We start from the raw sequence: 25,573 nt of genomic DNA, 5'->3' as shown, positions 1-25,573 counted from the left end.
ATTCGAATCCGGGCGAGAACCGAGAGCTGACACTCTCGACATCCATCAACCCAAAGAAACCCACAAAGGGGTTGTTACTTGGCACTGACTTTCGGCACGCTGTTGAGTTCTCAAGGAGCGGACGCGCTCGAACCCCAGCCTTTTCGGCCTTCGTTCGGGGCGGTGTCTCCACTTTACACCGTGCTCCGCATCAGTCAAACCGCGGGGTTCGTCTGGCGGTTACCAGGCTGGCGGCCCGGTCCGTTCTCGCTCGGTGCAGAGAGAACCATACACGGCCCTGAGGGGCCGTGCACGGGGGGTCCCCCGAGCGTTCTCCCGGGTCCGGGGACCCCGTCGTCCGGGGTCCTCGGCGCCCACGGCGGGCGGCTCGTCGCCGTCCGTCCTGGGCGGAGGTGGAACGCCGGCGACCGATCGCCGATCCCCCGGGCGGTCCCGGAGCGGAGGCTCGCGCCTCCCGTCCCGCGCCGGGGCACGACTCCGGCCCTCGCGCCGGCCACCCACCGCAACCGTGCTCCGCGTCATGGAGACAGGGGTGGGGTCGCCGGCCGCGAGGAAGGACCCGGTGTCCCGACGTGCCCTCTCAACGCCGTGCCCGCGGGCCGCCTTCCGGCCGAGGTCGCGGTCTCGGTCACGGTCATCGGTCGTCGCCCGTCCGCCGTTTGCCGGCGGGGGACCGCGTCAGGCGACCCCGCGAGGCCGGAACTGCACGCTGACCCGCGGGCCGACGGCCTTGGCGGTCTTCGGGATGCAGTGCTCCCAGGTCCGCTGGCAGGACCCGCCCATGACGACGAGGTCGCCATGCCCCAGCGGGAAGCGCAGGCTCTCGCCGCCACCAACCGGGCGCAGCAGCAGCGGCCGCGGGGAGCCGAAGGAGACGATCGCCACCATCGTGTCGGTGCTACGACCGCGGCCGATGCGGTCCCCGTGCCAGGCCACGCTGTCCCGCCCGTCGCGGTACAGGCACATGCCGGCGGTGACGAACGGCTCACCGAGTTCCCCGGCGTAGTGGGCGTTGAGCGCGCTCCGGGCCGCGGTCAGCAGCGGGTGCGGCAGGACCTCCTCGCCGCCGTACCACCGGAGCAGCCGCGGGACGGCGACCTCCCGCTCGTACATCTGCCGACGGTCGGCGCGCCAGCCGATGTCCCCGAGCAGCACCTCGAGGACCGCGTCGGAGCCGGACACCCACCCGGGCAGGTGGTCGACCCACGCGCCGCGGCTCAACCGGTGCCGGGTCACGGCGAGCGGCCCGAGCGTCGGCTCCTCGGCGAGGTCCCACATCGACGGCTGGTGCGCGAGCGACATGCGCGCAGGCTACGCCGGATCGAACGTGTGTACGAGTTCTCGACGAGCGGCTCGGCCGGAGGTGGGGGCTCCCTCAGGCGGTCAGGGCGAGCGCGAAGGGCAGCACACGCGAGGCGCCGGCCAGCCGCAGCTCCCGTCCGGCGACCGTCATGGTCCAGCGGGAGTCGGCCAGGTCGTCCACGAGCAGCACCGGCACCGGCCCCATCGCCGAGAGCTGCTCGCGCAGCTGCGGGCCGACGACGATCCGCTGCCACACCCCCGCCAGCCGGAAGGCGCTGTTCCCGCCGGGCTGTCCGGTCGGGCCGCCGTGCGCGAGGGAGAGCTCGCCGAGGTAGGGCAACCGCCCGAGCCCGGCCAGGCCCTGCGCGAGACCGGTCACCAGGCGCGGGCGCCGGCGCGACGGGACGGCGACGACCGCGGCCGGGCGCTCCGCCCAGTCCCAGGCGCCGAGCACCCGGGCGCAGGCGCGGATCAGCTCGTCGTCCGGGAGGGTGTCGGTGACCGAGTGCCGCACCGGGACGTCGAAGGCGGCGTCCGGGTCCTCCTCGATCCCCGGCGCCTCGAGGTCGACGACGCCACCCACGCCGTCGTCCCCCAGCAGGGTGCGCAGCCGCTGCCCCCAGCCGAGGTCGGTGAGCCGGGCGACGGCCCGGCCCGGGTCGACCTGCTCGGCCGGGGCGATCTTGCCCTTCACGGGGACGCCGAGCCGGTCGGCGCCCGTCGGCCACTGCGCCCGGGGCGCGAGCTCGACACCGGGGCGGTCGAGCGCCGCCGAGGCGGCCTCGGCCGCCGCCTCCGGCACGTCGGTGGCGTACCAGGGCCCGGCGCACACGTCGCAGCGCCCGCACGGCGCGGCGGTCGGGTCGTCCAGCGCCTCCTGGAGGAAGGCCATCCGGCACCGGGCCTCGGCCACCGGGCGGGCGTAGGCGATCATCGCCCGCTGCTCGGCCTCCCGGGTGCGGGTGACGCGCGCGTAGCGGTCGGCGTCGTAGACCCAGGGCTGCCCGGTGGCCCGCCAGCCGCCCTGCACCCGCTCCACGGCGCCGTCGACGGCGAGCACCTTGAGCAGCAGCTCCAGCCGCGAGCGGCGGACGTCGGCCACCGTCTCCAGCCGGGCCACCGACCAGGCCTTCCCGTCGGCCATGGCCGACAGCACCGCCGCCGCGTGGTCCTGCCGGGGCATGGAGGAGGTGGCGAACCACTGCCAGATGGCGAGGTCCTCCGGGCCGGGCAGCAGCAGGACGTCGGCGTGCTCGACCGCGCGCCCGGCGCGGCCGACCTGCTGGTAGTAGCTGACCGGGGAGGACGGGGCGCCCAGGTGGACGACGAAGCCGAGGTCGGGCTTGTCGAAGCCCATGCCCAGCGCGGAGGTGGCGACCAGCGCCTTGACGGAGTTCGACCGCAGCGCCTCCTCGGCATCGCGCCGGTCGGCGTCGTCCAGCCGCCCGGTGTAGGCGCGCACCTCGTGGCCGGCGTCGCGGAGCAGGGCGGCGGTCTCCTCCGCCGCGGCGACGGTGAGCGTGTAGACGATCCCGCTGCCCGGCAGGTCGGAGAGGTGGGCGGCCAGCCACGCCAGGCGCGCGCGGTCGGTGGGCAGCCGGAGCACGCCCAGGCGCAGCGAGTCCCGCGCCAGCGGGCCGCGCACCGTGGTCACGCCCACGCCCCCGGCCCCGAGCTGCTCGGCGACGTCGGCCACCACCCGCTCGTTGGCCGTGGCGGTCGTGGCCAGCACCGGCGTCCCGGCCGGCAGGGTGCCCAGCAGGTCGCGGATGCGGCGGTAGTCCGGCCGGAAGTCGTGCCCCCAGTCGGACACGCAGTGCGCCTCGTCGACCACCAGCAGCCCGCAGCGGGCCACCAGGCCGGGCAACTGCTCCTCCCGGAACCGCGGGTTGGTCAGCCGCTCCGGGGACACGAGCAGGACGTCGACGTCGTCGGCGGCCAGCCGTGCGGCGACGTCGTCCCACTCCGTGGCGTTGGCGCTGGAGATCTCCACCGCGCGGATGCCGGCCCGCGCGGCGGCCGCGACCTGGTCGCGCATGAGCGCCAGCAGCGGGCTGACCAGCAGCGTGGGGCCGGCTCCCCGGCGGCGCAGCAGCGCGGTGGAGACGAAGTAGACCGCCGACTTGCCCCAGCCGGTGCGCTGCACGACCAGGGCACGTTCCGAGCGCTCCACCAGCGCGGCGACGGCGGCGTCCTGCCCCTCGCGGAACGCGGCGTCGGGGCGGCCGGTCAGCTCGCGGAGGACCTCGAGGGCCTCGACGGCGAGGTCGGACGTCGGCGCGGCGGTGCTCATGCCCGCCGACACTAGGCACCCGGAGCGACAGGACCGGCCGCCGCGCGGATCCTGGGGACGATGGAGGAGGATGCACAGGCGATGCGACCGCCGGACAACCACGTGCACACCCACTGGTCCTGGGACACCCCCGACTCGGCGACGATGGTGCGCGCCTGCGAGCGCGCGGTGGCCCGCGGCCTGCCGGCCATCGCCTTCACCGAGCACCTGGACTTCACCACCTGGTCGCCCGAGGACCGCGCCACCGCCGAGGGCCTGGTCGACCGGCACGCCTCACGCCACCTGCCGATCGACGTCGAGGGGTACTTCGCCGAGCTGGAGGAGTGCCGGGAGCGCTTCCCCGAGCTGCGCATCTGGTCCGGGGTGGAGACCGGTGAGCCGCACCTGTTCGCCGCGAGCGTCGCCGGCCACCTGCGCGACGCCCCGGTCGACCGCGTGCTGGGGTCGCTGCACTCGCTCAGCCAGGACGGCCGGCTCTACGGCGTGGGCCGGCTGCTCTACCCCGACCCCGACACCACGATGCGCCGCTACCTGGCCGAGGTCGTCGACATGGTGGAGAACAGCGACGTCTTCCAGGTGCTCGCGCACGTCGACTTCCCCCGCCGGTACTGGCCGGGCGGCAGCGACCGGTACTCGGAGAAGGACTACGAGGAGGAGTACCGGGCGGTCTTCCGCGCGCTGGCGCGGACCGGCCGGGCACTGGAGGTCAACACCACCAGTCCGCTGGCCTCGGTCGACCAGGTGCGCTGGTTCCACGAGGAGGGCGGCGAGGCGGTCAGCTTCGGCAGCGACGCCCACCAGCCGGCCGTCGTCGGCCAGCACTTCGACCTGGCGGTGGACGTCGTCGAGTCCGCCGGCTTCCGCCCCGGCCGGGACGCCTTCGACTTCTGGCGCCGCTGACCCCATCCGGTCCGGACAAGTACTTCACCGCTAAGGCATCTGCCGCTAGGGTCGGCCGGGTGAGGTCTCCCCGCCGCGTCGTCATCGCCCTCGGCGGAAACGCGATGACCGGCCCGGACGGCTCGGCCACGCCCGGCGCCCAGCAGGCGGCGCTGGCGGCCGCCTCCGTGCACGTCGCGGAGGTCGTGGCGACGGGGGTCGAGGTCGTGCTGACCCACGGCAACGGCCCCCAGGTGGGCAACCTGCTGGTCAAGAACGAGCTCGCGGCGCACGAGGTCCCCCCGGTGCCGCTGGACTGGTGCGTGGCGCAGACCCAGGCGACCATCGGCTTCACCCTGGCCGACGAGCTCGACGCCGCCCTCGCCGCTCGCGGCCTCGCCCAGCGGACCGCGAGCCTGGTCACGCGCACGCTGGTCGACCCGGACGACCCGCACTTCCGCGAGCCGTCCAAGCCGGTGGGCCGGTTCCTCCCCCGGGAGAAGGCCGAGACCTTCATCGCGCACGGGCAGATCTGGGAGGACCGCGGCGAGCGCGGCTGGCGCCGGGTGGTCGCCTCCCCCGAGCCGCGGTCGGTCGTCGACGTCCCCGCGATCTCCGCGCTGGCGGGGGCCGGTTTCGTCGTCGCCTGCGCCGGCGGGGGCGGCATCCCGGTGGTCGACGACGGCGGCGCCCTCCGCGGGGTCGAGGCGGTCATCGACAAGGACCTCACCGCCGCCCTGCTCGCCGCCGAGCTCGGCGCGGACACGCTGGTCATCGCCACCGACGTCCCGACCGTGATGGTCGACTTCGGCACCCCGCACGCCCGGCCGCTGGGCCGGGTGACCGCCGCCGAGCTGCGCGAGCACGCCGCGGCCGGGCAGTTCGCCCGCGGCAGCATGGGCCCCAAGGTCGACGCCGCGCTGCGGTTCGTCGAGGGGACCGGCGGGCGCGCCGTCATCACCAGCCTCGAGCACATCTCCGACGCCGTCCGCGGGGACGACGCCGGCACCGTCCTGCAGAACGACCCTCTCGCCCCGACCAAGGAGAAGTGATCCCGTGCCCGCACCGATCGAGGTCCGCAAGGTCCCGCTGCACAACGTCAGTGACGCCTCCGAGCTGGCCAAGCTCATCGACGAGGGCGTCATCGAGGCCGACCGGGTCGTCGCCGTGATCGGCAAGACCGAGGGCAACGGCGGCGTCAACGACTACACCCGCATCATCGCCGACCGCGCGTTCCGCGAGGTGCTGCAGGAGAAGGGCACCCGCTCGGCCGATGTGGTCAAGCAGATCCCGATCGTGTGGTCCGGCGGCACCGACGGCGTCATCAGCCCGCACGCCACGATCTTCGCGACCCTGCCCGAGGACGCCGTGGAGAAGACCGACGAGCCGCGGCTGACCGTCGGCTTCGCGATGAGCGAGAAGCTGCTCCCCGAGGACATCGGCCGCATCTCCATGGTGGAGAAGGTCGCCGACGGCGTGCGCCGGGCGATGAAGGAGGCCGGCATCGAGGACCCGGCCGACGTCCACTACGTGCAGACCAAGACGCCGCTGCTGACCATCGAGACGATCCGCGACGCCCACGAGCGCGGGCAGACCACCTACTACGACGAGCCGCACGGGTCGATGGACCTCTCCAACGGCACGACGGCCCTGGGCATCGCCGTCGCGCTCGGGGAGATCGAGATGCCGACGCAGGAGCAGGTCATGCGCGACCTGTCGCTCTACTCGTCGGTGGCGTCCTGCTCGTCCGGCGTGGAGCTGGACCAGGCGCAGATCGTCGTCGTCGGCAACGCCCGCGGGCACGGCGGCAACTACCGCATCGGCCACTCGGTCATGGCGGACGCGCTCGACCAGGACGGCATCTGGAACGCCATCCGCGACGCCGGGCTGGACCTGCCCGAGCGCCCGCACCACACCGACCTCGGCGACCGGCTGGTCAACGTCTTCCTCAAGTGCGAGGCCGACCCGACCGGCAAGGTCCGCGGGCGGCGCAACGCCATGCTCGACGACTCCGACGTGCACTGGCACCGGCAGATCAAGGCGTGCGTGGGTGGCGTGACCGCCTCGGTCACCGGCGACCCGGCGGTGTTCGTCTCCGTCGCCGCGGTGCACCAGGGCCCGTCGGGTGGCGGCCCGGTCGCCGCCATCGTCAAGGCCTGACGCAGATCGCGGTTGGTCATGGGGTCGTCGCGGGAGGACGCGCCGCCACCGGCGAGTCGGCCGGCGACGACCCCATGACCACGCGGGGGTGAGCCGGGCGCATCACCGGCCCGGTGCCACCCTGACCACCGCGAAGCCCCGGGCGACCAGCCCGAGGACATCGCCGCCGCCGTCGCGTGGCTGGCCTCCGACGAGGCCCGCACGTCACCGGCATCCAGCTGCCGGTCGACCTGGGCACGCTCACCCGCTGAGGCGGGCCGCGGGCCCGGCGGCGACCGGGCCCGCGGTCAGGGCAGGATCGCGTCCACGTAGCCGCCGTCGACCCGCACGGCGCCGCCGGTGGTCGCCGAGGCCAGCGGCGAGGCCAGGTAGACGCACATGTGCGCGATCTCCTCGGGCTCGATCAGCCGGTGGATCAGCGAGTTGGGCCGGTGCAGGCGCATGAACTCCCGCTGCGCCTCCTCCCAGGGCAGGTCGCCGACGAGGGTGCGCACGAAGTCCTCGACGCCGCCGGTGTGGGTCGGTCCGGCGATCACCGAGTTGACCGTGACGCCGGACCCGGCGGCCTCCTTGGCGAACCCGCGGGCCACGGCGAGCAGGGCGGTCTTGGTGACGCCGTAGTGCACCATCTCCGCCGGGACCACCACCGCCGAGTCGCTGGCGATGTACTGCACCCGTCCCCAGCCCCGCTCCCGCATGCCCGGCAGGTACGCGCGGGTCAGCCGGACGGCGGTGAGCACGTTGGTCTCGAAGTAGCGGCGCCACTCGTCGTCGGGGATCTCCAGCACCGGCTGCGCGCCGAAGACGCCGAGGTTGTTGACCAGGACGTCGGCGTCCGGGACCGCGGCCCGCAGCGCGGCCGTGCCCTCGTCGGTCGTGACGTCCCCGGCGACGGTGGCGACCTCCGCCCCCTCGACCTCGGACCGGAGGCGGTCGGCCGCGCGCGCGAGCTTCCCGTCGTCGCGCCCGGTGAGGACGACGGCGGCGCCGGCCCGCGCCAGTCCGGTGGCGATGGCCAGGCCGATGCCCTGCGAGGAGCCGGTGACGACGGCCGTGCGGCCGCTGAGGTCGATCTGCACGCGAGGAGCAAGCCGCCGGGACCGCCGGCTGTTCCGCCGGGCCGGGGCGGCACGGCACCCGGGGGGCGGTGGGTGCCCTGGTCTACGGTGGCCGCCGGCAGTCGACCGAGGGGCCGGGCCGGACGGGAGCGCAGCCAGGTGAACGGGTCCGCCCGCGTGCAGCGCGCCCTGCCCGCGGTCTTCCTGGTCCTGGTCGCCGTGCTGGACGTCGCCGCCGGACGCGGGCAGGTCGTCCTGGGGCTCGCGGGCCTGGCCCCTCTCGTCGCGGCCACGGTGCTCGGCCGGCGGGCCACCGTGGCCTACGGCGTCCTGGCCCTCGGCGTCGCCGCCGCGCTGGGCGCCTACGACCGGCAGTACACGGCCGAGGCCCTGCCGACCCAGCTGGTGCGGCTGGTGCTGATCGCCCTCGGCAGCCTGCTGGCGGTCAGCGCCTGCACGCTGCGCCTGCGGCGCGAGGCCGAGCTGGCGCGGCTCAGCGCCGAGGCCGCGGCGGCGCAGGCGGTCGTGGAGACGGCGGAGACCCTGCAGCGCCACCTGCTCGGCGGCCCACCCGACGTCGCACCCGTGCAGACCGCCGTGCGCTACCTGGCGGCCAGCCGGCACGCCCGGGTCGGCGGCGACTGGTACGACGCCTTCCGGCTCGGCGACGGGCGGACCATGCTGGTCATCGGCGACGTCGCGGGCCACGACGCACCCGCCGCGGCGACGATGGCGCAGACCCGCGGGATGCTGCGCGCCCTCGGCCCGACCGTCCCCGGCTCGCCGGCCGCCGTCCTCACCGCCCTGGACCGCGTGTTCGCGGACGTGCGCGTCGGGACGCTGGTCACCGTGGCCGTGGCGACGCTGGACCCGTGCGCCGACGGCACGTCGGTGCTGCGCTGGTCCAACGCCGGGCACCCGTCGCCCGTCCTCGTCCGCGCGGACGGCCGGGTGCTGCTGCTCGAGCGCCCGGCCGACCCGCTCCTCGGCGTCACCCACACGGCCCGGCGGGCCGACCACGAGGTCCGGATGGGTCCCGGGGACACCGTCGTCCTCTACACCGACGGCCTCGTGGAGCGCCGGCAGGCGTCCCTGGACGACGGGCTGGCGGAGCTGGTGGCGACGCTGGAACGGGTCGGTCGCGAGCCGCTGGAGCAGCTCTGCGACGGCGTGCTGGGCGAGCTCGGCGGCCGGGAGGACGACGACGTCGCCCTGCTGGCCGTGCGGCTGCCCCGTCAGCAGGCCTCGCCCGCCAGGTAGGCGGGCGGGACGGCGTCGACCAGCCAGACGCCGTTGGCCGAGCGGGTGAACCGCGCGCCCGCCGCCGCGAGCCCCGCCGCGTCCACCCGCAGGACGACCGGCGTCCCACGCCGGCTCCCCACCCGGCGGGCGGTGGTGACGTCGGCGCTCAGGTGTACCGCGTGCCGCCGTCCGGGCCGCAGCCCCTCGGCCAGGATCGCCGGGAGGTACCGGGCGACGGTCCCGTGGAACAGCACCGGCGGCGGGGTCTGCGGCGCGTAGCCCAGGTCGACCGTGACGCTGTGACCCTGGCTGGCGCGGATCCGCCTGCCGGTCCCGTCGAACGCGAACCGGCGCTTGTCGTCGGTCGCGACGACGTGCTCCAGTGTCGCGCGGTCGATGCCCAGCGCGGCGAGCAGCTGGTCGACGTCGGCCCAGCCGGCCGCGTCCAGGGTCAGCCCGGCGCTCTGCGGCACGTGCCGCAGCAGGTAGGACAGCCGCTTGCCCAGCCGGACGACGTCTCGACGGGCCATGCCGCTACGGCCGGCCGCCGAGGTCGGCGGTGATCCGGGCGGCGGTCTCGACCAGCAGGGGGACGACGGTGCGCTGCAGTTCGCCCTTGCTGGACCGGCCCACCGAGGTGGACGACGCCAGCGCGGCCACCACCTGCCCCGACCGGTCGCGGACCGGCGCCGAGGCCGACAGCAGCCCGGCCTCCAGCTCCTCGGCCACGACGGACCAGCCCTGGTCGCGCACCCGCGCGAGCTCCGCCCGCAGCGCCGAGGGGTCGGTGACGGTGTTGGGGGTGATGGCCGGCAGCGGCCTGCGGTTGAGCGCGGCGTCGACGACCTCGGTCGGCGCCCAGGCCAGCAGCACGCGGCCCATCGAGGTGGCGTAGGCGGGGACCCGCGTGCCGACGGAGACGTTGATGCTCATGATCCGGCGCACCGGCACCCGGGCGACGTAGACGACCTCGTCGCCGTCCAGCGTGGCCAGCGAGGCCGACTCGTGGGTCTCCTCCGCCAGCCGGAGCAAGTGCGGCTGGGCCAGCTCGATGAGCGCGTGCGAGGCGGTGTAGTGCTGCCCGATGGAGAGCACCCGCGGGGTCAGCGACCAGCGCCCGCCGCGGCCCCGGACGTAGCCCATCCGCTCGAGGGTGAGGAGGAACCGCCGGACCGCCGGCCGTGAGAAGCCGGTGAGCTGCGCCAACTCGGCCAGCGTCGGCTCCGGGTGCTCCGCGTCGAAGGCCAGCAGCACCGCGATTCCGCGCTCGAGGCTCTGCACGTGGTCGCGGTCGCCGTTCGTGCTCTCGCGCTCGCCGTCGGACATCGCCACCCATCTTCCTGCACGGCGGGGGTTGACGGACGCGCGTGACCCGCAGCACACTCCCTGCACGCCATGCGGTCAGCCAGTACGCATAGCGTACGACCGGCGAGGAGGAGCACCGTGCCCGACCCGCGCAGCACCCGCAACGCCTTCGGGCGGTTCGCCACCGGCGTCACCGTCGTCACCTGCGCCAAGGACGACGGCGTGCCGCACGGCGCCACGGTCAACGCGTTCACCGCGGTCTCCCTGGAGCCGGCGCTGTGCCAGGTGACGCTCACCCGGCAGTCGAAGGCCTGCGGGTACCTCGAGAGCGCGCCGTTCGCGGTCAACGTCCTCGCCGCCGACCAGCTGGACACCGCGTGGCACTTCGCCGGCCGCCCGCAGGACCCGGAGCCCGCCTGGGCCGACGGCCCGACCGCGCCGGTGCTCGTCGGCAACGCCGCGACCATCTCCTGCCGGCCGTGGCGGACCTACGACGGCGGCGACCACGTCATCGTGATCGGTGAGGTGGTCGACCTCGACGTCACCGACGCCGACCCGCTGCTGTTCTTCGGCGGCCGGTTCCGCGAGCTGGCCGCGCCGGCCACCGGCGTCCACTGGGGCGGGTCCCTCGACTGCCCCGAGCTGGGCTGGTTCGACGCGACGACGGCCTTCCCGGCGCTGCACCCGCACTCCTCCCGGGCCGCGTCCTGAGGGAGGGCCCCGTCCCTCCCCGGGACGGGGCCAACCGCACCACCCGTTCCACCGCACGGCCGCAGTCCCGACTCCACCGACGAAGGAGGGTCCCTGTGACGCTCGAGCAAGAACGCGAGACGGTCAGCCCCCGCACGCCCACCGAGCCCGGCAAGGCAACGGCCACCCGGCCGATGACCGGCGACGAGTACATCGAGAGCATCCGCGACGGACGGGAGATCTGGCTCTACGGCGAGCGGGTACCCGACGTCACCACGCACCCGGCCTTCCGCAACCCGGTCCGGATGACCGCCCGGCTCTACGACTCGCTGCACGACCCGGACCAGCAGGAGGTCCTGACCGTGCCGACCGACACCGGCAGCGGCGGCTTCACCCACCCGTTCTTCCGTGCGCCGCACTCGAGCGAGGACATGGTCCGCGACCGCGACGCGATCGCCCACTGGGCCCGGAAGTCCTACGGCTGGATGGGCCGCTCACCGGACTACAAGGCCAGCTTCCTCGGCACCCTGGGCGCCAACAGCGAGTTCTACGCGCCGTTCGAGGACAACGCGAAGCGCTGGTACCGGGAGTCGCAGGAGAAGGTCCTGTACTGGAACCACGCGATCATCAACCCGCCGGTCGACCGCAACCTGCCGCCGGACGAGGTCGGCGACGTCTTCATGAAGGTGGAGAAGGAGACCGACGCCGGGCTGGTCGTGTCCGGCGCCAAGGTCGTGGCCACCGGCTCGGCGATCACCAACTACAACTTCATCGCCCACTACGGACTCCCGATCAAGAAGAAGGAGTTCGCCCTCATCTGCACCGTGCCGATGGACGCGCCGGGCGTGAAGCTGATCTGCCGCACCTCCTACACCCAGCAGGCCGCCGTCATGGGCAGCCCGTTCGACTACCCGCTGTCGAGCCGGATGGACGAGAACGACACGATCTTCGTGTTCGACGAGGTGCTCGTGCCTTGGGAGAACGTCTTCCTCTACGGCGACATCGAGAAGATCAACGGCTTCTTCCCGGTGTCCGGCTTCATCCCCCGGTTCACCCTGCACGGCTGCACCCGCCTGGCGGTCAAGCTCGACTTCATCGCCGGTCTGCTGCTCAAGGCGCTCGAGGCGACCGGCAGCAAGGACTTCCGGGGCGTGCAGACCCGCGTCGGTGAGGTCATCGGCTGGCGCAACGTCTTCTGGGCGCTCACCGACGCGATGTGCGCCAACCCCGACGAGTGGGTCGGCGGCACCACGCTGCCCAAGCTCGACTACGGGCTGACCTACCGGATGTTCATGATCCAGGGCTATCCCCGGGTCAAGGAGATCATCGAGTCCGACGTCGCCAGCGGGCTGATCTACCTCAACTCGCACGCGATCGACTTCCAGACCCCCGAGGTCCGCCCCTACCTGGACAAGTACGTGCGCGGGTCCAACGGCATCGAGGCCGTCGACCGGGTCAAGGTCATGAAGGCCCTCTGGGACGCCGTGGGCACCGAGTTCGGCGGCCGCCACGAGCTCTACGAGCGCAACTACTCCGGCAACCACGAGAACGTGAAGGCCGAGCTGCTCTTCGCCGCCGAGGCCCAGGGCACCACGGGCTCGATGAAGGGCCTCGCCGAGGCCTGCCTGGCCGAGTACGACCTCGACGGCTGGACCGTGCCCGACCTCGTCGGCAACGACGACGTCTCCTTCTTCGCCAACCGCCGCTAGCCGGAGTGGATCCGTCCGCGTTCCGCGGGCGGATCCGCTCCACCACACCACCCGACAGGAGATCCCATGACCACCGTCGAGCAGAGCAGCCCGACCGCGGCCGGCTCCGGCGCCAACGCCACGGCGTCCTTCCGGACCACCGAGCAGTACCACGTGGGCGAGGCCGCGGTCTCGCCCGAGCGGGTCAGCACCGTCGTGAAGGCCGTCCTGCAGGGCGTGCACCAGGCCATCCGCGAGCACGACGTGACCTATCCGGAGTTCCAGGCCGCCAAGGCCTGGATGATCGAGGTCGGCGAGGGCGGCGAGTGGCCGCTGTTCCTCGACGTGTTCGTCGAGCACGTCGTCGAGGAGGTCGCCGCCCGCACGCAGACCGGCACCAAGGGCAGCATCCTCGGCCCCTACTACCTGCCCGGCCAGAAGCGTCTCCCGGCGCAGGCCACCCTGCCCATGCGGGACGACGAGGCCGGCACGCCGCTGGTGTTCAGCGGGCAGGTCCGCGACGTCGACGGCACCCCACTGGCCGGCGCCGAGGTCGACATCTGGCAGGCCGACGACCAGGGCTACTACTCCGGCTTCGCCCCGCACATCCCCGAGGGCAACCTGCGCGGGGTCGTCGTCACCGACGACGAGGGGCGCTTCGAGATCCGGACCGTCCAGCCCGCGCCGTACCAGATCCCCACCGACGGGCCCACCGGCAAGCTGATCACCGCAGCCGGCTGGCACCCGTGGCGCCCGGCCCACCTGCACCTGCTGGTGCGGGCGCCCGGGCACCGCACGATCACCACGCAGCTGTACTTCGCCGGCGGCGAGTGGGTCGACAGCGACGTGGCCGAGGCCACCAAGCCCGAGCTGATGCTCGACCCGCAGGACCAGGGCGACGGCACCCGGGCGGTCACCTACGACTTCGTCCTCGAGCCGGCCTGAGATCCGATCCCGTCCTCCCCGCCCCGGCACGCCCTGGGCGGGGAGGACGGCCGCTGAGCGGAGGGAAACACCATGAGCGACCTGACCATCGAGCGCGTCGAGACGGCGGTCCTCGACGTCCCCCTGCGCCGCGCCCACCGCTTCGCGCGGACCGGCATGGACGCGCAGCCGATCCTGCTGGTCACCGTGACCACCCGCGGCGGCGTGCGCGGCGTGGGCGAGGGCGTCGTCCCCGGCGGGCCGTGGTGGGGCGGCGAGTCGGTGGAGACCATGCAGCTGGTCATCGATCGGTACGTGACCCCGCTGCTGCTCGGCCGCCGGGTCGACGACGTCGCCGGCATCCAGCAGGCGGTCAACGACGTCGTCAACGCCAACCTCTACGCCAAGGCCGCCGTGGAGGTCGCGCTGCACGACGCGTGGGCCCGCAGCCTCGGCGTCCCCGTGCACACCCTGCTCGGCGGCCTGGCCCGGACGTCGATCCCGGTCACCTGGGCGCTGGGCACCGAGTCCGCCGCCGAGGTGGTCGAGGAGGCCCAGGCCAAGCTCGCCGCCGGGCTGCACACCAGCTTCAAGCTCAAGATGGGCGCCCACGAGCCCGAGGACGACGTCGCCCGGGTCGTCGAGGTCGCCTCGAAGCTGGCCGGCGAGGCCAGCGTGCGGGTCGACATCAACGCCCGGTGGGACCTGATGACCTCGCTGCGCTGGCTGCCGCGGCTGGCCGAGGCCGGCGTCGACCTGGTCGAGCAGCCGGTGCCCGGCGCCGAGGTGGAGTGGCTGGCCGAGATCAACGCGGCGCTGCCGATCCCGGTGATGGCCGACGAGAGCCTGCGGACGCCGTCGGACGCGCTGCGGCTGGTGAAGCTGCGGGCCGCCGACGTGTTCTCCCTCAAGACCACCAAGTCCGGCGGGCTGCGGTACACCCGCCAGATCGCCGACGTCGCGGCCGCCGCCGGCGTCCCCTGCCACGGCGGGACGTCGATCGAGGGCCCGATCGGCACGGCGGCGTCGCTGCACCTGGCCTGCGCGACGCCCGGCGTCACCTACGGCAGCGAGCTGTTCGGCCCGCTGCTCATGCGCGAGGAGCTCGTGACCGAGCCGCTGCGCTACGCCGACGGTCACCTGCACCTGCCCGAGGGCCCGGGGTTGGGCGTGGAGCTCGACCCGGCCGCCGTCGCCCGCTTCAGGAGGAGCTGAGCATGCTGTTCCACGTCCGCATGGACGTCGCCGTCCCCCGCGACCTCGACCCCGCCGAGCGCACCGACCTGCTGACCCGGGAGAAGGCCCGCGCCCTGGAGCTGCAGCGGAAGGGCACCTGGGTGCACCTGTGGCGGGTGGTCGGCCAGTACAGCAACATCAGCGTCTTCGACGTCGACAGCTCCGACGAGCTGCACGAGATCCTCTGGAACCTGCCGCTGTTCCCGTTCATGACCATCGCGGTGACGCCGCTGACCGAGCACCCGTCGGCGCTGTCGGCCAACCCGTGACGTCGGTCGAGGAGCGGCTGCGGCGACTCGAGGACGCCGAGTCGATCCGGGGCCTCGACGCCGTCTACTGCCGGCTGCTCGACGACGGCGACTGGCCGGCGCTGGTCGGGCTGTTCACCCCGGACGGCGTGTTCGACGGGTTGTCCCGGGTGCAGGGCCGGGACGACCTGCTCGCCTTCTTCTCCGGCCTCGCCGACGGCGGGCTGACCGCCTTCTGGCACCACGTGTCCAACCTCGAGGTCGCGGTGGACGGCGACACCGCCACGGTGCGCTCGCTGCTGTGGCAGCCCTGCGTCGTCGACGGCGTGCCGCACGTGGCGGCCGGGCGGTACGCCGACGAGCTGGTCCGCACCGAGGAGGGGTGGCGCTACCGGGTCAAGCAGGTCCGGTTCTCCTACTGGGCGCCGCTGGCGGTTGGATGGGACCAGCACCGTTTCACCCTCGAGGCGGCCCGCAACGCCGCCGTCCCCGGGAGAGCTCTGTAGATGACCGCACGCCTGCACTGCATCGACGAAGGCCAGGAGGGGGCGCCGGTCCTCGTGCTGGGCCCCTCCCTCGGGACCGACACCGGGTTGTTCGACGCCCAGGCCGAGGCGTTCGACGGGGAGTTCCGCGTCGTCCGCTACGACCTGCGCGGGCACGGCGGCTCGGAGGTGGTCCCCGGGCCGTGCACGATGGCCGACCTCGCCGCCGACGTGCTCGCCCTGCTCGACCGGCTCGGGATCGAGCGCTTCTCCTACGCCGGGGTCTCGATCGGCGGGGCGATCGGCCAGCAGCTGGCCCTCACCGTGCCCGAGCGGCTGGAGAAGCTGGCGGTCATCGCCTCGGCCGCACAGTTCGCCGACCCGCCCTCGTGGACCGCCCGCGCGCAGCAGGTGCGCGAGCAGGGGACGGAGGTGCTGGTCGGGTCCCGGACCGGCACGTGGTTCACGGCGGCCTGGGCCGAGCAGCACCCCGACGAGGCCCTGCGGTTGCTGAAGATGCTGCGCGACACCCCGCGCGAGGGCTACGCCGCCTGCTGCGAGGCGATCGGCACGTTCGACGTCCGCGACCGGCTGGGCGAGATCACGACGCCGACGATCGTGCTGGCCGGCGCCGAGGACCCGGCCACGCCGCCGGAGATGGTGCAGGTCATCGCCGACGGCATCGGCGCGGAGTTCGTCGTCGTCCCCGGGGCGGCGCACCTGCCCAACGTCACCGACCCGGAGACGGTGAACGCCGCGCTGGCCCGTCACCTGGGCTGAGGCCGCCGGCGAGATCTGCACAGTGGTCGCCATCGGGCGGCCGATGAGCGCCACTGTCCAGATCTCGCACTGTGCAGGTCTCGCGCTGTGCAGATCTCGCGCGTCGGTCAGCGGGAGTAGTACTCCACGACGAGCTGCTCCTCGCAGAGCACCGGGACCTCGTCGCGGGCCGGCGTCCGCTCCACCCGGGCGACCAGGTCGGCCAGCCGGACCTCGAGGTACTCCGGCGCCTCGGCATGGGCGCCTGAGGCGGCGACGAGGAAGGGCTCCTTCTCCTTCGACTTCTCGGCGACCTCGATGAAGTCGCCGGGCTCGAGCCGGTACGAGGGGCGGTCGACGCGCTTGCCGTTGACCAGCACGTGCTGGTGGGTGACGAACTGGCGGGCCTGGTAGATGGTCCGCGCGAAGCCGGCGCGGAGGACGGTGGCGTCCAGGCGCGACTCGAGGTCCTGGATCAGCGCCTCGCCGGTCTTGCCGCCGGCGCGCTTGGCCCGGTCGAACGCCGCCCGCAGCTGGGTCTCGCTGATGTCGTACTGGGCGCGCAGCCGCTGCTTCTCGAGCAACCGGGTCTTGTAGTCGCTGGTGCTCTTCCGCTTGCGGCCGTGCTCACCCGGCGGGTAGGGACGGCGCTCGAAGTAGGCGACCGACTTCGGTGTCAGCGGGATGCCCAGCGCGCGGCTGAGCCGGACCTTGGGGCGCGGGGTGTTCACGGGACCTCCTAGTTTGGTTAGGCTCACCTTACTACCCTAGAGCACCCCGTCGTCGACCCCGAGGGATGCCATGACCTCCGGCCACCCGACCCCGCCCTCCGCCGCCCGCGCCTCCGCCGCCGGCACGGCCACCGCCGCCGAGCGGGCCCGCACGGTCGCCACCCGGCCCGCCGCCTCGATCACCGCCCTCGGGCTGGGCACCAGCCGACTGCTGGCCGCGACCACCACCGCCGACGGCGAGGTGCTCGTGGTGGTGCCCGGCGCCGGCGGCCTGGCCGAGGCGGTGCACCGCGCTCCCGAGGGCGACCTGCCCGCCCGCGTGACGGTGACCGCCCGCTCGGCCCTGCCGCTGCGCAACCCGCTCCGGGCTCGGCTGGAGCTGGCCGGGTGGCTCACCCCGGTCCCGGCTCGCGAGGAGCCCGACCTGGTGCTCGCCTTCGCCGAGGTCACCCCGGCCGACGTGCTGCTCGACGTGGGGCTGTCGGCCGTGCTGCTGCGGCTCGACCTCGCAGAGGTCCTGCTGCACGAGGGGGGCGGGTGCACCGAGATCACGCCCGAGGAGTACGCGGCCGCCCGGCCCGATCCGCTGGGCGCCGCCGAGGACGACCTGCTCGCCGACTCCGCGGGCCCGCTCGCCGAGCTGTGCGCCCGGGTCCGCGCGTGGACCGGCGACGACGACGTCCACCTGCTCGGCGTCGACCGCTTCGGCATCCTCTTCCGCGTGGAGCACCGCCGCGGGTGCTACGACCTGCGGACGCCGTTCAGCGCGCCGCTGAGCGGTCCCGGGGAGTTCGCGGGGGCCGTCGCCACCCTGCTGGCCTGCGCCCGCGACTGACCGCCGGGGCCGCGATCCGGGCCCTGCGCCGTCGACGACTCATGCGAACTCGTGGCCATCGGGCGCCGATGGCCACGAGTTCGCAGGACCCGACGCGGGTGCCGCCGGTCTGGGCGTTCTCCGCCCCCGGGTCAGGCACCGTGGGCGGCGAGGAAGACCTCGACGCCGGCACGGGCCCGACGGTCCAGCTCGGCCCCGTCCGGCACGGCGCCCTCCCCCTCGAACATGACGCGATCGAGGGTCGGCCCCACCACGAGGAAGGCGAAGTGCTCGGCCGCGAGCCGGGGATCGGCGACGCGCAGCCGACCTCGACGGCCCAGGTCGGCGAACGCCGCGGCCAGCGCGCTGATCACCCGGTCGGGCGCACGCCGGTGGTACTCGCGCGCCAGCTCGGGGAAGCGCCGCGACTCCGCGCTGGCCAGCCGGCGCAGCCGGACGACCTGCGGACGGGCCACCGACGCGAGGTGCCGGCGGGCCAGCTCGTGCAGCGCTCCCTCCACGTCCGCGACGTCGTCGAGCGCCCGTACGAGCTCGTCGGCGAACGCCTCGGCCGTGGCGGTGGTGCCCAGGACGACCTCGGTGAAGAGCCGCTCCTTGTCGACGAAGTGGTTGTAGACGGTCTTCTTCGCCACCCCCGCGCGGACGGCGACGTCGTCGATGCTCGTCTCGACGTAGCCCCGCTCGAGGAACAGCGCGGTGGCCGCCGCCAGGACGGCGGACCGGCTGCGCACCACGCGCGGGTCGAGCGCGGGCCGCTGACCTCCACCGGGCTCGCGGGGTGCGGTCGCCGGGGCATCCGCCGCGCCTGGTCCGTCCATCGCCGGGACCTCCGATGAGTTCCACCCGCCCGCACCGTCTCTTGCACTGACCAGTGTAAGAACTCCCGAGAGGCAGACCGATGACCGCCAGCGCAGCCCCGCTCTCCGCCGCCCCCGCCCCCGCCCCGCGATGCGACCGGGCCTCGGCAGTGACCCGCTCCCTCCTCGGCTACGGGCCCCTGGCCGGCGCCGTCTACCTGACCTCCGGCCTGGTGCAGGCCCTGACCCGGGACGGCTTCGACCTCACCCGCCACTCCCTGAGCCTCCTGGCCAACGGCCCCCTGGGCTGGATCCACGTCGCCACGCTCATCGTCACGGGGCTGATGACCGTCGCCGCCGCCGCGGGGGTGCGCCGCGCACTGTCCGGCGGGCGGCTCGGCTCCGGGGTCGCCGGCCTGCTCACCGGCTACGGCCTGTCCCTGGTGGCCGCCGGGGCGTTCGTCGCCGACCCGATGGACGGGTTCCCCGTCGGGACCCCCGCCGGGGCCCCGGTCGAGGTCAGCCTCTCCGGGGTGCTGCACCTGGCCGCCGGCGGCATCGGGTCCGGCTGCCTGGTGGCCGCGGCCGCCGTGATGGCACGACGGTTCGCCACCGAGGGACGGCGCGGCTGGGCCCGCGCGTCCGTGGTCACCGCCGCCGTCGTGCTGGCCGGCTTCCTGGGGGTCGCCAGTGGATCGACGTCGTCCTGGGCGGTGCTCGGCCTGTGGGTCGGCGTCGTCGTCGGCTGGGGCTGGATCGCGGCCGTGTCGGTGCACCTCTACCGGCGGACGCCGCACCCCACCCGCCCCCGCGGCTGACCCGGTCCGTGTCGGACGGCAGCAGAGCGGCCCCAGCCGGGACCCTTGCCGCGTCCACCGGCCGCCGACACTGGACGGCGCACGGGACCCGAGGCAGCAGCGCGGCCGGAGGTGGGCTGCGGCGCGCCCCGCGAGTCCTGCGAACTCGTGGCCACCGGGCGTTGATGGCCACGAGTTCGCAGGACTCGACGGCGGGTGCTGCAGGGTCCGCGCAGGGCCACCCCGACGGGGTCCCCGTGGGAGCGCTCGCTCAGGCCGCGGCGCGCAGCTCCCCTGCGAGGGCGGCCAGCGCCTGCTCGAAGCACTGCTGCGGCGGCTGGACCAGCCCCGCGCCGACCTGGCCGGTGCCGGCCACCCGCCCGGCCATGCCGGTGTTGATCTGCGGCAGCCAGCCGGTCCGCGCCACCTTGAGGACGTCGATCCCCGTCGGCGAGCCGCGGAAGCCGAGGATCGGCACCTGCATGGCCGGGTTCTCCGCCAGGGTGAGCTGGTACATCCGCTCGGTGGTGGCCAGCGCGTCGGGCACGGTGCCGCCGACGAACCGGACGATCGCCGGGGCCGCCGCCATGGTGAACCCGCCGACGCCGTAGGTCTCCATGATTGCGGAGTCGCCGATGTCGGGGTTGGCGTCCTCGGGCCCGTAGTCGCCGAGGAAGAGGCCGACCGGGGTGTTCGCCGGGCCGGTGAACCAGCGGTCGCCGGTGCCGGCGGTCTGGATGCCGAACTCGGTGCCGTTGCGCGACATCACCGTGACCATCGTCGAGCCGGGGATGCCACGGGCGGCGTCCATCGCGAGCTTCGCCGTCGGCATGCCGAGGTTGAGGTAGAAGTGCTCGTTGCCGCCGATGAAGCGCAGCACCGCGGCGATGTCCGACGCCGGGGCGTCGACCGCCACGATCGCCGGCGAGAGCTCGCGCAGGGTCATCAGCGAGCCGGCGCGGTTGCGGTTGTGCCCCTCGTCGCCCATCTGCAGCATCTGCGCGAGCACGGCCTTGACGTCCAGCGGCTCGGCCATCGAGCGGACCGCCGCCTGCAGCACCGGGCCGAGCACGTCGCGCATCCAGCGCAGCCGGGTGAGCACCTCGTCGTTGTAGGCGCCCATCCGCAGCACCTTGCCCAGGCCCTCGTTGAGGTTGCAGAAGGCCTGCCCGCCGTGCACCGGGTCCGAGAGGCACCACATCCACATGGAGGGGCTGGTGACGCCGGCCATCGGGCCGACCGCCCGGTGGTGGTGACAGGGGTCGAGGGTGATCTCGCCGGCGGCGAGCACCCGCTCGGCGTCCTCCACCGAGTCCGCCCAACCCTCGAACAGACAGGCGCCGATGAGGGCGCCGCGCAGCGGACCGCTGGCGTCGGCCCACGCGATCGGCGGGCCGGCGTGCAGCAGCGTGCGGTCGGGCAGGTCGAGCACCTCGCGGGCCGGCCGGACGTCGACCAGCTGCGACCCGGCGGCCATCACCCGCTCCACGGCGGTGCGGTTGGCCGCCGCGCGCCGGGGGTCGAGCGCCAGCGCGGCCAGGTCGGCCGGGTCGCCGAAGCCCGGCGGGCGCCAGTCGACGTCGTGCACCTCGGCGCCCTGGGCGCGCAGCGCGTCGGAGAAGACGTCCACACCGGCGGCGACGATCGCCGGCGGGGCGGAGAGGAGGTTCCCCAGGGTCATCGCGCTGCTCCCAGCAGGTCGAGGGCGTACCGCGTGGCCGCGGCGTTGGAGGCGAAGACGGCGGCGCCGGCGGCGGCGAGGGCGTCGGCCTGGCGGCTCCAGCCCTGCGGGTCCGCCTCGGTGCCGACGAGGGCGACGACGACCGGCAGGGACACGTGGCGGCGGGCGGCGGTCAGGGCCGGCACGAGCGAGCGCGCGGGGTCGGGGTCGGCGCCGTGGCCGAGGACGACGTCGAGGAGCAGCACCGCGGGCTCCCCGCGGGCGGCCAGGTTGCTGATGGCCTCGAGCCGCAGCGTCGGGTCGATCATCGGGTGCGCCCGGCCGACGGTGAGCGCGTCGTCGCCGAAGTCGACGACCACGTGCCCGCGGGCGGACAGGTCTGGAGCGGATGGGTCGACGACGAAGCCGAGCTCGGGACGCAGCGGGGTGTTGGACCGGATGTCGCCGAGCACCGGGGCGGCCAGCAGCATCGCCTCGTCGGCCAGCGTGCCGCCGGAGTACAGGCCCTTGAGGACGGCGCCCGGTGCGGCGGGCGTGCCGTCGCCCGGCCGCGACGGCCACTGCGGCACCTCGGCACCCATGTCGGTGAGCAGCGCCTCGACCGCGGCGGTGAGGTCGGGGGTGTCGGGCGACAGGGCGGCCGACCGCACCGGGACCGACAGCCGCCCGGCGGCCTCCTCCACCGCGGCCGCGACCGACGGCGCCGGCGGCTTGGAGACCAGCAGCACCCGCTCGGTGGCGGGGTCGGCGTCCAGGGCGGCGAGCGCGTCCAGGGTGGCCAGCCCGCCGACGGCCTCGGAGAGGTCCCGGCCGCCGACGCCGAGGACGTGGCTGACGCCGACGCCGGCCATGTCGAGCAGGCAGGAGACCTGCTGCGCGCCGGTGCCGGAGGCGGCGACCAGGCCGACCGGGCCGCTGCGCACCACGTTGGCGAACCCGAGGGCCACACCGGAGACGATCGCCGTCCCGCAGTCCGGCCCCATGACCAACACGCCGGCGTCGTGCGCGGCGCGCTTGAGGGCGACCTCGTCCTCGACGGGCACCCCGTCGGAGAAGACCAGCACGCTGCGGCCGGCGGCGATCGCGTCGGCGGCCTCGGCGACCGCGTACTGCCCGGGCACGCTGACGATGGCCAGTGCGGAGCCGTCGGTGGGCAGGGCGTCGAGGCCCGCGCCGATGGTCCGGGGCGGGATGGCCTCGGCGGTGCCACCGGAGCGCTCGCGGGCGGCCAGCGCGGCGTCGACGGCGGCGACCGCGGCGGCCAGGACGTCGTCGTCCGACGCCCTGATGGCGATGAGCAGCTGGTCGGGCGAGGCGTCGGAGTCGGGCGCCAGGCCCATGCCCGCAGCCAGTTCCAGGTTCAGCGGCGTGGCCATCGCGACCAGGACCGCGGCGACCCCCTCACGGGCGCCGATGTCGCGGCTGACCTGCATCAACTTCACGGAGTCGGCGTAGACGCCGCTGCGCAGGGAGACGTGCCGGGCTCCGGTGACGGAGGGAGGGGCGCTCACCCCGACAATTTATCTCAGCGCTGAGACATCTTGGCAATAACGATTTAGCACTGAGGTACTTCCGCGCGCCTCCCGGCCCGTGCCACATTGACGCGTCCCTGGTGCCGGGCGACACCCGTCGGCCGGGCCGGGCCAGGTCGTAGTGCACGTCGAGGAGGCACTCATGGCGTTCGGTTGGAAGCTCTACGGGGACGGCAAGACCCCGCCGTTGGGCGAGGCCGTCGCGCCCGATGAGCGCTTGTCGTGGCCGCGCACGATCGGCATCGGCGCCCAGCACGTGGTCGCCATGTTCGGGGCGACGTTCGTCTTCCCGATCGTCATGGGGCTCGACCCCAACCTCGCGATCATGATGAGCGGCATCGCGACGATCATCTTCCTGCTCATCGTGAACGGGAAGGTGCCCAGCTACCTGGGGACCAGCGCCTCGTTCGTCGGCGGGGTGGTCGCCGTCCGGGGGGCGGGCGGTGACTCCTCGGACGTCGTCGGGGCGATCCTCGTCTCCGGCGTGGTGCTGGCCCTCGTGGGTCTGCTCATCCACGTCGCCGGCGTCCGCTTCCTGCACGCGATCCTGCCGCCGGCGGTCACCGGCGCGGTGGTGCTGCTGATCGGGTTCAACCTGGCCCCGGTCGTCGCCGGCATCTACTGGCCGCAGGACCAGTGGGTCGCGCTGGCCACGATGACGTTCGTCATCGTCGCCTCGCTGCTGCTGCGCGGCTTCTGGGCGCGCATCTCGATCCTGCTCGGCCTGGTCTTCGGCTACCTGCTGTCGGTGCTGCTCGACGCCACCGCCGGCCAGATCACCTCGCCCGACGGCACCGGCACGGTCACCACCCGCGACCGCATCAACTTCGACTCGGTGACCCAGGCCGACTGGTTCGGGCTGCCCGACTTCATCGCCCCGAGCTTCTCGGTGAACTTCTCCCTGCTGGTGCTGCCGGCGGTCATCGCGCTGATCGCGGAGAACACCGGGCACGTCAAGGCGGTCGCCGAGATGACCAAGCGCGACCTGGACCCCTACATGGGCCGGGCGATCGCGGCCGACGGTGTCGCGACCGTCGTGGCGACCTCGGTCGGTGGCTCCCCCACGACCACCTACGCCGAGAACATCGGCGTCATGGCGGCCACCCGCGTCTACTCGACGGCGGCCTACTACGTGGCCGCGGTCGTGGCGATCCTGCTCGGCCTCTGCCCGAAGTTCGGCGCGCTGATCAACATCGTCCCGGGCGGGGTCCTCGGCGGGATCACCGTCGTCCTCTACGGGATGATCGGCCTGCTCGGGGCGAAGATCTGGAAGGAGAACCGGGTCGACTTCGCCAACCCGATCAACCTGGTCCCGCTGGCCGCGGGCATCATCATCGCGGTCGGCGACGTGCAGCTGGTCTTCTCCGACAACTTCTCCCTCGGCGGCATCGCGCTGGGCTCGATCGTCGCCGTCCTGGGCTGGCACCTCGCGCGCGCGGTGGCGCCGGCCGAGATGAAGGAGGCGCTGCTGCGCGAGGGCGGCTTCGGTGAGGGCACCGGGCCCGCGCTGGGCCACACGGGTCGGCACGAGGTCAGCGCCGACCCCTCGTCGGTCGACCAGGTCGGCCGTCCCGGGATCCCCGGCACCCGCGCACCGGGCGGGGACACGCTCAGCAAGTGACGGAGCTGCGCCGGCGTCCTCCTCGAAGGGCCCGGCGCAGCACTCCTCGGAGGGGACCCCGCCGGCTCGTGGCGGGGTCCCCTCCCCGTTGGAGGCCGGTCCCGCCGGCCGTGCGGCCGGGCGGCCGGGCGACCGTTCGACCCGGTTCGAACATTTAGCGCTGAGGTACTTCCGTCCCGGCAGGCCGCGTGGAACATTCGGCGTGCCGGCCCGGGTGTCGCCCGTCGAGCGGCACCCTCGAGTCGGACCCGTGCGACAGGGAGGCATTCGTGGCGTTGCGCCAGACGGAGGACCGGAGCGGGGACACCGCGCCGGTCCCTCGCCGGTCGAGGGCTGGGCGCACCAGCCGGGGAGCCGGCGCGCGGTGAAGCCGGCACCCTTCCGCTACGCCGACCCGCGGTCCCTCGAGGAGGCCCTCGCGGTCCTCGCCGACGAGGAGGGCGCCAAGGTGCTCGCCGGCGGCCAGTCGCTGCTCCCGCTGCTGTCCATGCGGCTCGCGGCGCCGGCCACGCTGGTGGACATCAACCGGGTCCCCGGTCTCGACGCCGTGGAGGCGACCGCGGACGGCGTGCGGGTGGGCGCGCTGGTCCGGCACGCGGCGCTGCTCGGCGACGCCTCCGCCGCGCGCGTGCAGCCGCTGCTCGCCCGGGCGACGGCGAACGTCGCCCACCCCGCGATCCGCAACCGCGGGACCACGGTCGGCTCCATCGCGCACGCCGACCCCTCCGGCGAGATGACCTCGGTCCTCGCGCTGACCGACGGCTCGGTCACCGTCGCCACGCCGTCGGGCACCCGGGACGTGGCCTGGCGCGACCTGTTCGTCGGCCCGCTGGAGACCTCGCTGTCCGGCCCGGCGATCGTCACCTCCGCGTCCTTCGGCGCCCTGCCCGACCGCTCGGGCACCGCCTTCGCCGAGGTCGCCCGCCGCAAGGGCGACTACGCGGTCTGCGGCGCCGGTGTCGTCGTCACGCTCGACGAGTCCCGTCGCGTGGCCGCCGCACGCGCCGCCTACATCTCCGTCGGCCTGGTGCCCGAGGTGCACGACCTGACCGACGCCGTCGCCGGGCAGCCGGTCGAGAAGGCCGACTGGGCGGCCGCCGGCGCCCTGGCCCGGACCCTGGTCGACCCGGACGGCGACCTGCACGCCAGCGCGGACTACCGCCGCCTGCTGGTCGGCGTCCTGACCGAACGAACGCTGGCCGACGCCGCCGCCGAGGCGATCGCGGAGGTGACGGGCGAGTGAGCATCGCAGGGAGCGCCAGCGACCGAGGAGCGGAGCGAGTCCGGAACCGAGCCATGAGCACCGAGAG

General features: G+C 74.2%; 24 protein-coding genes. 15 read left to right on the top strand and 9 right to left on the bottom strand.

All coding sequences use genetic code 11. The annotated features are described in order from the left end of the window. Positions 1-678: 678 nt before the first annotated feature. A complete protein-coding gene (locus ACI79C_RS22200) occupies positions 679-1,302 on the bottom strand; it encodes an alpha-ketoglutarate-dependent dioxygenase AlkB (RefSeq protein WP_456947858.1) in 624 nt (207 codons plus the stop codon). A 73-nt stretch (positions 1,303-1,375) separates the two neighbouring features. After that, positions 1,376-3,595, bottom strand: coding sequence for a DEAD/DEAH box helicase (locus tag ACI79C_RS22195; RefSeq protein WP_456947857.1), 2,220 nt, complete (start codon positions 3,593-3,595; stop codon positions 1,376-1,378). Between the two features lie 60 nt (positions 3,596-3,655). Between ACI79C_RS22195 and ACI79C_RS22190 the strand changes: the two genes are divergently transcribed. Genes ACI79C_RS22190 through bar form a run of 3 tightly spaced genes read left to right on the top strand, consistent with a single transcriptional unit; the run spans position 3,656 to position 6,634 of the window. Then, complete coding sequence (locus ACI79C_RS22190; RefSeq protein WP_456947856.1) at positions 3,656-4,495, top strand: PHP domain-containing protein; 840 nt, start codon at positions 3,656-3,658, stop codon at positions 4,493-4,495. A 59-nt stretch (positions 4,496-4,554) separates the two neighbouring features. Next, complete coding sequence (locus tag ACI79C_RS22185; protein WP_456947855.1) at positions 4,555-5,526, top strand: carbamate kinase; 972 nt, start codon at positions 4,555-4,557, stop codon at positions 5,524-5,526. Positions 5,527-5,530: 4 nt separating this feature from the next. Beyond that, positions 5,531-6,634 (top strand): barbiturase, encoded by a 1,104-nt coding sequence (gene bar, locus ACI79C_RS22180; RefSeq protein ID WP_456947854.1) that lies wholly within the window; start codon positions 5,531-5,533, stop codon positions 6,632-6,634. A gap of 287 nt (positions 6,635-6,921) precedes the next feature. On the opposite strand, the gene ACI79C_RS22175 is transcribed toward bar, so the two are convergent. Next, positions 6,922-7,713: an SDR family NAD(P)-dependent oxidoreductase gene (locus ACI79C_RS22175; RefSeq protein ID WP_456947853.1), complete on the bottom strand. Its 792-nt coding sequence runs from the start codon at positions 7,711-7,713 to the stop codon at positions 6,922-6,924. Positions 7,714-7,851: 138 nt separating this feature from the next. Between ACI79C_RS22175 and ACI79C_RS22170 the strand changes: the two genes are divergently transcribed. After that, positions 7,852-8,952, top strand: coding sequence for a PP2C family protein-serine/threonine phosphatase (locus ACI79C_RS22170; protein WP_456947852.1), 1,101 nt, complete (start codon positions 7,852-7,854; stop codon positions 8,950-8,952). Here ACI79C_RS22170 and ACI79C_RS22165 read toward each other — a convergent pair. Beyond that, positions 8,928-9,464, bottom strand: coding sequence for an RNA 2'-phosphotransferase (locus ACI79C_RS22165; protein WP_456947851.1), 537 nt, complete (start codon positions 9,462-9,464; stop codon positions 8,928-8,930). The two genes, ACI79C_RS22170 and ACI79C_RS22165, sit on opposite strands and share 25 nt — an antisense overlap. Before the next feature lie 4 nt (positions 9,465-9,468). Then, positions 9,469-10,260 (bottom strand): IclR family transcriptional regulator domain-containing protein, encoded by a 792-nt coding sequence (locus ACI79C_RS22160; protein ID WP_456947859.1) that lies wholly within the window; start codon positions 10,258-10,260, stop codon positions 9,469-9,471. Positions 10,261-10,377: 117 nt separating this feature from the next. On the opposite strand from ACI79C_RS22160, the gene ACI79C_RS22155 reads away from it, so the two are divergent. The 7 genes from ACI79C_RS22155 (at position 10,378) to pcaD (ending at position 16,290) form a co-directional block, all read left to right on the top strand. Further along, positions 10,378-10,950, top strand: coding sequence for a flavin reductase family protein (locus ACI79C_RS22155; protein WP_456947850.1), 573 nt, complete (start codon positions 10,378-10,380; stop codon positions 10,948-10,950). Positions 10,951-11,045: 95 nt separating this feature from the next. Next, positions 11,046-12,638 (top strand): 4-hydroxyphenylacetate 3-hydroxylase N-terminal domain-containing protein, encoded by a 1,593-nt coding sequence (locus ACI79C_RS22150; protein ID WP_456947849.1) that lies wholly within the window; start codon positions 11,046-11,048, stop codon positions 12,636-12,638. A gap of 66 nt (positions 12,639-12,704) precedes the next feature. After that, positions 12,705-13,562: a catechol 1,2-dioxygenase gene (gene catA, locus ACI79C_RS22145; RefSeq protein ID WP_456947848.1), complete on the top strand. Its 858-nt coding sequence runs from the start codon at positions 12,705-12,707 to the stop codon at positions 13,560-13,562. A gap of 72 nt (positions 13,563-13,634) precedes the next feature. Continuing rightward, positions 13,635-14,756, top strand: a complete 1,122-nt coding sequence (locus ACI79C_RS22140) for a muconate/chloromuconate family cycloisomerase (protein WP_456947847.1) — start codon at positions 13,635-13,637, stop codon at positions 14,754-14,756. 2 nt (positions 14,757-14,758) lie between these two features. After that, positions 14,759-15,046, top strand: coding sequence for a muconolactone Delta-isomerase (gene catC / locus ACI79C_RS22135; RefSeq protein ID WP_456947846.1), 288 nt, complete (start codon positions 14,759-14,761; stop codon positions 15,044-15,046). Then, entirely contained in the window at positions 15,043-15,531 is a 489-nt protein-coding gene (locus ACI79C_RS22130) for a nuclear transport factor 2 family protein (RefSeq protein WP_456947845.1), read from the top strand. Before catC ends, ACI79C_RS22130 begins: the two co-directional genes overlap by 4 nt. After that, entirely contained in the window at positions 15,532-16,290 is a 759-nt protein-coding gene (gene pcaD, locus ACI79C_RS22125) for a 3-oxoadipate enol-lactonase (RefSeq protein WP_456947844.1), read from the top strand. It begins immediately after the preceding gene. Positions 16,291-16,397: 107 nt separating this feature from the next. Here pcaD and rpsD read toward each other — a convergent pair whose 3' ends face one another. Beyond that, positions 16,398-17,000, bottom strand: a complete 603-nt coding sequence (gene rpsD, locus ACI79C_RS22120; RefSeq protein WP_456947843.1) for a 30S ribosomal protein S4 — start codon at positions 16,998-17,000, stop codon at positions 16,398-16,400. A gap of 70 nt (positions 17,001-17,070) precedes the next feature. On the opposite strand from rpsD, the gene ACI79C_RS22115 reads away from it, so the two are divergent. Continuing rightward, positions 17,071-17,835 (top strand): DUF2470 domain-containing protein, encoded by a 765-nt coding sequence (locus ACI79C_RS22115; RefSeq protein ID WP_456947842.1) that lies wholly within the window; start codon positions 17,071-17,073, stop codon positions 17,833-17,835. 131 nt (positions 17,836-17,966) lie between these two features. Here ACI79C_RS22115 and ACI79C_RS22110 read toward each other — a convergent pair whose 3' ends face one another. Next, the gene (locus tag ACI79C_RS22110; protein ID WP_456947841.1) at positions 17,967-18,653 is read right to left on the bottom strand and encodes a TetR/AcrR family transcriptional regulator; all 687 of its coding nucleotides are present in this window, start codon (positions 18,651-18,653) and stop codon (positions 17,967-17,969) included. A gap of 149 nt (positions 18,654-18,802) precedes the next feature. Here ACI79C_RS22110 and ACI79C_RS22105 point away from each other — a divergent pair, with 149 nt between their 5' ends. Continuing rightward, entirely contained in the window at positions 18,803-19,450 is a 648-nt protein-coding gene (locus tag ACI79C_RS22105; protein WP_456947840.1) for a DUF998 domain-containing protein, read from the top strand. A 250-nt stretch (positions 19,451-19,700) separates the two neighbouring features. Here ACI79C_RS22105 and ACI79C_RS22100 read toward each other — a convergent pair whose 3' ends face one another. Next, positions 19,701-21,110, bottom strand: a complete 1,410-nt coding sequence (locus ACI79C_RS22100; RefSeq protein ID WP_456947839.1) for a DUF1116 domain-containing protein — start codon at positions 21,108-21,110, stop codon at positions 19,701-19,703. Next, a complete protein-coding gene (locus ACI79C_RS22095) occupies positions 21,107-22,621 on the bottom strand; it encodes an FdrA family protein (protein ID WP_456947838.1) in 1,515 nt (504 codons plus the stop codon). Before ACI79C_RS22095 ends, ACI79C_RS22100 begins: the two co-directional genes overlap by 4 nt. A gap of 163 nt (positions 22,622-22,784) precedes the next feature. Between ACI79C_RS22095 and ACI79C_RS22090 the strand changes: the two genes are divergently transcribed. Continuing rightward, complete coding sequence (locus tag ACI79C_RS22090; protein ID WP_456947837.1) at positions 22,785-24,263, top strand: uracil-xanthine permease family protein; 1,479 nt, start codon at positions 22,785-22,787, stop codon at positions 24,261-24,263. Positions 24,264-24,627: 364 nt separating this feature from the next. After that, positions 24,628-25,506, top strand: a complete 879-nt coding sequence (locus ACI79C_RS22085) for an FAD binding domain-containing protein (RefSeq protein ID WP_456947836.1) — start codon at positions 24,628-24,630, stop codon at positions 25,504-25,506. The last annotated feature ends 67 nt before the right edge of the window (positions 25,507-25,573 follow it).

Source organism: Geodermatophilus sp. SYSU D00697, from assembly GCF_054050175.1.
The sequence above is the reverse complement of the archived record's forward strand: the minus strand, read 5'-3'. Positions and strand labels throughout refer to the sequence as shown.

Excerpts from the sequence above, each read along its gene's own strand:
- ACI79C_RS22115 (WP_456947842.1), top strand. The coding sequence starts at position 17,071 with ATGACCTCCGGCCACCCGACCCCGCCCTCCGCCGCCCGCGCCTCCGCC.
- catA (WP_456947848.1), top strand. The coding sequence starts at position 12,705 with ATGACCACCGTCGAGCAGAGCAGCCCGACCGCGGCCGGCTCCGGCGCC.
- pcaD (WP_456947844.1), top strand. The coding sequence starts at position 15,532 with ATGACCGCACGCCTGCACTGCATCGACGAAGGCCAGGAGGGGGCGCCG.
- ACI79C_RS22100 (WP_456947839.1), bottom strand. The coding sequence starts at position 21,110 with ATGACCCTGGGGAACCTCCTCTCCGCCCCGCCGGCGATCGTCGCCGCC.
- ACI79C_RS22165 (WP_456947851.1), bottom strand. The coding sequence starts at position 9,464 with ATGGCCCGTCGAGACGTCGTCCGGCTGGGCAAGCGGCTGTCCTACCTG.
- ACI79C_RS22190 (WP_456947856.1), top strand. The coding sequence starts at position 3,656 with ATGGAGGAGGATGCACAGGCGATGCGACCGCCGGACAACCACGTGCAC.
- ACI79C_RS22090 (WP_456947837.1), top strand. The coding sequence starts at position 22,785 with ATGGCGTTCGGTTGGAAGCTCTACGGGGACGGCAAGACCCCGCCGTTG.
- ACI79C_RS22110 (WP_456947841.1), bottom strand. The coding sequence starts at position 18,653 with ATGGACGGACCAGGCGCGGCGGATGCCCCGGCGACCGCACCCCGCGAG.
- ACI79C_RS22140 (WP_456947847.1), top strand. The coding sequence starts at position 13,635 with ATGAGCGACCTGACCATCGAGCGCGTCGAGACGGCGGTCCTCGACGTC.
- ACI79C_RS22160 (WP_456947859.1), bottom strand. The coding sequence starts at position 10,260 with ATGTCCGACGGCGAGCGCGAGAGCACGAACGGCGACCGCGACCACGTG.
- catC (WP_456947846.1), top strand. The coding sequence starts at position 14,759 with ATGCTGTTCCACGTCCGCATGGACGTCGCCGTCCCCCGCGACCTCGAC.
- ACI79C_RS22200 (WP_456947858.1), bottom strand. The coding sequence starts at position 1,302 with ATGTCGCTCGCGCACCAGCCGTCGATGTGGGACCTCGCCGAGGAGCCG.
- ACI79C_RS22195 (WP_456947857.1), bottom strand. The coding sequence starts at position 3,595 with ATGAGCACCGCCGCGCCGACGTCCGACCTCGCCGTCGAGGCCCTCGAG.